General features: G+C 52.6%; 2 tRNA genes and 3 rRNA genes. All 5 read left to right on the top strand.

Annotated features, from left to right (window positions below):
- The first annotated feature begins 125 nt into the window (after positions 1–125).
- The 5 genes from K7R21_RS20645 to rrf all read left to right on the top strand — a co-directional run bounded on the left by K7R21_RS20645 (position 126) and on the right by rrf (position 5,399).
- Positions 126–1,678: ribosomal RNA gene (locus K7R21_RS20645) — 16S ribosomal RNA — on the top strand.
- 209 nt (positions 1,679–1,887) lie between these two features.
- A tRNA-Ile gene (locus K7R21_RS20640) sits at positions 1,888–1,964 on the top strand.
- Between the two features lie 18 nt (positions 1,965–1,982).
- Positions 1,983–2,058, top strand: a tRNA-Ala gene (locus K7R21_RS20635).
- 140 nt (positions 2,059–2,198) lie between these two features.
- Positions 2,199–5,157: ribosomal RNA gene (locus K7R21_RS20630) — 23S ribosomal RNA — on the top strand.
- Between the two features lie 125 nt (positions 5,158–5,282).
- Positions 5,283–5,399 (top strand): 5S ribosomal RNA (gene rrf, locus K7R21_RS20625).
- Together the 16S, 23S and 5S rRNA genes with 2 tRNA genes alongside form the textbook arrangement of a ribosomal RNA operon.
- Positions 5,400–5,407: the final 8 nt, after the last annotated feature.

Raw genomic sequence — 5,407 nt, 5'->3', positions numbered from 1 at the left:
GAGTCTGTCGCAACACGGCGGCTTGGTCTTTGAAAACTAAATAGTAGACGAAACAGCATTTGCGAGTTTCAAAATGTAACAAGTCAGTTGTTTCAAACTAGAATCGGATTTTCCGGTTTCATTTTAAACTGGAGAGTTTGATCCTGGCTCAGAACGAACGCTGGCGGCGTGCTTAACACATGCAAGTCGAACGGGATCCAGAGCTTGCTCTGGTGAGAGTGGCGCACGGGTGAGTAACGCGTGGATAACCTGCCCTGGTATCTGGAATAACATCTCGAAAGGGGTGCTAATACCGGATAAGCCTACGGAGCCTTCGGTCTCTGCAGGAAAAGGTGGCCTCTGAATATGCTACCGTATCAGGATGGGTCCGCGTACCATTAGCTAGTTGGTGGGGTAATGGCCCACCAAGGCGACGATGGTTAGCTGGTCTGAGAGGATGATCAGCCACACTGGAACTGAGACACGGTCCAGACTCCTACGGGAGGCAGCAGTGGGGAATTTTGCGCAATGGGGGAAACCCTGACGCAGCAACGCCGCGTGAGTGATGAAGGCTTTCGGGTCGTAAAGCTCTGTCAGTAGGGAAGAAATGAGCTTGGCTAATATCCAAGTTTCTTGACGGTACCTACAAAGGAAGCACCGGCTAACTCCGTGCCAGCAGCCGCGGTAATACGGAGGGTGCAAGCGTTGTTCGGATTTATTGGGCGTAAAGCGCGTGTAGGCGGTTTCTTAAGTCTGATGTGAAAGCCCTGGGCTCAACCCAGGAAGTGCATTGGATACTGGGAGACTTGAATACGGGAGAGGGTAGTGGAATTCCTAGTGTAGGAGTGAAATCCGTAGATATTAGGAGGAACACCGGTGGCGAAGGCGGCTACCTGGACCGATATTGACGCTGAGACGCGAAAGCGTGGGGAGCAAACAGGATTAGATACCCTGGTAGTCCACGCCGTAAACGATGAGAACTAGGTGTTGCGGGTATTGACCCCTGCAGTGCCGCAGCTAACGCATTAAGTTCTCCGCCTGGGAAGTACGGTCGCAAGACTAAAACTCAAAGGAATTGACGGGGGCCCGCACAAGCGGTGGAGCATGTGGTTTAATTCGACGCAACGCGCAGAACCTTACCTGGGCTTGACATCTACGGAACCTGGTGGAAACATCGGGGTGCCTTCGGGAGCCGTAAGACAGGTGCTGCATGGCTGTCGTCAGCTCGTGTCGTGAGATGTTGGGTTAAGTCCCGCAACGAGCGCAACCCCTATTGCTAGTTGCCATCATTAAGTTGGGCACTCTAGTGAGACTGCCGGTGTCAAACCGGAGGAAGGTGGGGATGACGTCAAGTCCTCATGGCCCTTATGTCCAGGGCTACACACGTGCTACAATGGCCGGTACAAAGAGTTGCGATACCGTGAGGTGGAGCCAATCTCAAAAAGCCGGTCTCAGTTCGGATTGGAGTCTGCAACTCGACTCCATGAAGTTGGAATCGCTAGTAATCGCGGATCAGCACGCCGCGGTGAATACGTTCCCGGGCCTTGTACACACCGCCCGTCACACCACGGGAGTCGGTTGGTCCCGAAGTGCGTGAGCTAACCCGCAAGGGAGGCAGCGTCCTAAGGAATGGCCGGTGACTGGGGTGAAGTCGTAACAAGGTAGCCGTAGGGGAACCTGCGGCTGGATCACCTCCTTTCTAAGGAGCCTAACCAGCCAGTGACTCCGGTCACGTAAGATGCTGGTCATGGTTATCCAGGTCAATCTCGCAAATTGATATGACGTCTACTGTTTAGTTTTGAAAGTCCAAGCCTCGGCTGATTCGAGGTTTTTTGTTCTTTAAAAGTTAGAGATGAATGGTTAGCGATGACTGCCAGGTCCACGACGAGCGCGTCGTCGTTACTGATTGGGCCTGTAGCTCAGCTGGCTAGAGCACACGACTGATAATCGTGAGGTCGGAGGTTCAAGTCCTCCCAGGCCCACCATTTAGTCTCACCCGAAATGGGGGTGTAGCTCAGCTGGGAGAGCACCTGCCTTGCACGCAGGGGGTCATCGGTTCGATCCCGTTCACCTCCACCATTTTGGTCCGGTTCCTTCGGGGATCGTGCTGATACTGTTCTTTGACAATTGCATAGTAGTGAATGTAGGTAGCAACCGAAATGACTTTAGGTCGTTTCGGGAAGTATGCATGGCAGTGAGATCATTTACAGTTTTTTTATGGTCAAGCTACTAAGGGCGTACGGTGGATGCCTAGGCAGAGAGAGGCGATGAAGGACGTGGTAAGCTGCGATAAGCTTCGGTGAGCCGCTAAACAGGCTTTGACCCGGAGATTTCCGAATGGGGAAACCTACTGGAGGTAATGCTTCAGTAACGTATGGTGAATACATAGCCATACGTGGCGAACGAGGGGAACTGAAACATCTAAGTACCCTCAGGAAAAGAAAACAATAGTGATTCCGTCAGTAGCGGCGAGCGAAAGCGGAACAGCCCAAACCGGCACCATTTCGATGGTTCCGGGGTTGTGGGGCCCCGACGTGGGATTGATGATTGGTAGGAGAACGGTCTGGAAAGGCCGGCCATAGTGGGTGATAGCCCCTTATCCGAAACCATGAGTCACCCTAGGGTGTCCCCGAGTACTGCGAGGCACGTGAAACCTCGTGGGAATCCGGGAGGACCATCTCCCAAGGCTAAATACTACTCTCTGACCGATAGTGAACCAGTACCGTGAGGGAAAGGTGAAAAGTACTCCAATGAGGAGGGTGAAATAGAACCTGAAACCGTATGCCTACAAGCAGTGGGAGCACTATGGAGCAATCCAGTGTGACCGCGTGCCTTTTGCATAATGAGTCAGCGAGTTACCCTCAGCAGCGAGGTTAAGTTCATAGAACGGAGCCGCAGCGAAAGCGAGTCTTAATAGGGCGAATTAGTTGCTGGGGGTAGACCCGAAACCGGGTGATCTATCCATGTCCAGGGTGAAAGGAAGGTAACACTTCGTGGAGGCCCGAACCCACTGGCGTTGAAAAGCCAGGGGATGAGGTGTGGATAGGAGTGAAAGGCTAATCAAACTCGGAGATAGCTGGTTCTCCCCGAAATATATTTAGGTATAGCCTCACAAAGTAAGTAGCGGGGGTAGAGCACTGGATGGGCTAGGGGCCTCACCAGGTTACCAAACCTAACCAAACTCCGAATACCGCTAACTGTTATTGTGGGAGTCAGACTGCGGGTGATAAGATCCGTAGTCAAAAGGGAAAGAGCCCAGACCGCCAGCTAAGGTCCCAAAATCTATGCTAAGTGGAAAACGATGTGGAAATGCCCAGACAACCAGGAGGTTGGCTTAGAAGCAGCCACCCTTTAAAGAAAGCGTAATAGCTCACTGGTCGAGTGGGTCTGCGCGGAAAATGTAACGGGGCTAAGCATAGTACCGAAGCTGCGGATTTGATCCTTAAGGATCAAGTGGTAGGGGAGCATTGTGTAAGCCTGCGAAGGTCGACCGTGAGGACGGCTGGAGGTATCACAAGAGATTATGCTGACATGAGTAGCGAAAAACAAGGTGAGAAACCTTGTCACCGAAAACCCAAGGTTTCCTACGTAAAGGTAATCTGCGTAGGGTTAGTCGGTCCCTAAGGCGAGGCCGAAAGGCGTAGTTGATGGGAAACAGGTTAATATTCCTGTACCACCTGTTGTTGCGATGGGGGGACGGAGAAGGGTAGACGATCCTGGCGCTGGTTGTCCAGGTTTAAGGTTGTAGGCGGGAAGAGGAGGCAAATCCCTTCTTCCATTCAACGCTGAGAACTGATGACGAGGGGGTATCCCCGTAAAGTCGTCGATCCCATGCTTCCAAGAAAAGCCTCTAAGCTTCAGACAGCAGGTGACCGTACCGTAAACCGACTCAGGTGGGTGAGGATAAATGTCCTAAGGTGCTTGAGAGAACACTGGTTAAGGAACTCGGCAAAATGATACCGTAACTTCGGGAGAAGGTATGCCCTTTTTGGTGAAGGCGATTCGCTCGCACAGCTGAAGAGGGTCGCAGAGAAATGGCGGTAGCGACTGTTTACTAAAAACATAGGACTCTGCAAAGTCGCAAGACGACGTATAGGGTCTGACGCCTGCCCGGTGCCGGAAGGTTAAGGGGATTTGTTAGCCGCAAGGTGAAGCTTTGAACCGAAGCCCCGGTAAACGGCGGCCGTAACTATAACGGTCCTAAGGTAGCGAAATTCCTTGTCGGGTAAGTTCCGACCTGCACGAATGGCGTAACGATTTCCGCGCTGTCTCAACCAGTGGCTCAGCGAAATTGAATTCTCGGTGAAGATGCCGAGTACCCGCGGTAAGACGGAAAGACCCCGTGCACCTTTACTACAGTTTGACAGTGACATTCGAATAAGCTTGTGTAGGATAGGTGGGAGACTTTGAAGCTGGGACGCCAGTCTCGGTGGAGTCAACCTTGAAATACCACCCTGGTTTGTTTGGATGTCTAACCCAGGCCCGTCATCCGGGTCGGGGACACTGTCTGATGGGTAGTTTGACTGGGGCGGTCGCCTCCCAAAGAGTAACGGAGGCGCGCGAAGGTTCCCTCAGGCTGATTGGAAACCAGCCGTAGAGTGTAAAGGCATAAGGGAGCTTGACTGCGAGACCAACAAGTCGAGCAGGTACGAAAGTAGGTCTTAGTGATCCGGCGGTTCTGTATGGAAGGGCCGTCGCTCAACGGATAAAAGGTACGCCGGGGATAACAGGCTGATCTCCCCCAAGAGTTCACATCGACGGGGAGGTTTGGCACCTCGATGTCGGCTCATCGCATCCTGGGGCTGAAGTAGGTCCCAAGGGTTTGGCTGTTCGCCAATTAAAGCGGTACGCGAGCTGGGTTTAAAACGTCGTGAGACAGTTTGGTCCCTATCTACCGTGGGCGTAGGATACTTGAGAAGAGTTGACCTTAGTACGAGAGGACCGGGTTGAACGTACCTCTGGTGTTCCAGTTGTTCCGCCAGGAGCAGTCGCTGGGTAGCTATGTACGGAAAGGATAACCGCTGAAAGCATCTAAGCGGGAAGCCTCCTTCAAGATTAGGTATCCCTGGGAGCAATCCCCTAAAGGCCCGTTGTAGACCACAACGTTGATAGGCCGGGTGTGTAAGTGCAGTAATGCATTCAGCTTACCGGTACTAATCGGCCGTGAGGCTTGACCATAAAAAATTCTTAGAGAGGGGGGTGGACCTCCACCCCCCGATCATACACTGCCAAAAAATCCTACAGACACGAAATGCGATTGTGAGAAACATATTGCGCGGGCGTCATGCCCAAGCTACGAGTTTCTCTGTGGCTATGCCGAGAGGGTCACACCCGTTCCCATCCCGAACACGGAAGTTAAGCCTCTCAGGGCCGATGGTACTGCACTGGTAACGGTGTGGGAGAGTAGGTCGCCGCAGGGAATTTAATT

This window comes from Geomonas agri, assembly GCF_020179605.1.
In the GTDB taxonomy this organism is placed as follows: Bacteria; Desulfobacterota; Desulfuromonadia; order Geobacterales; family Geobacteraceae; genus Geomonas; species Geomonas agri.
Note: the sequence above shows the minus strand (reverse complement) of the source record. Positions and strands in the feature narration are given on the sequence as shown.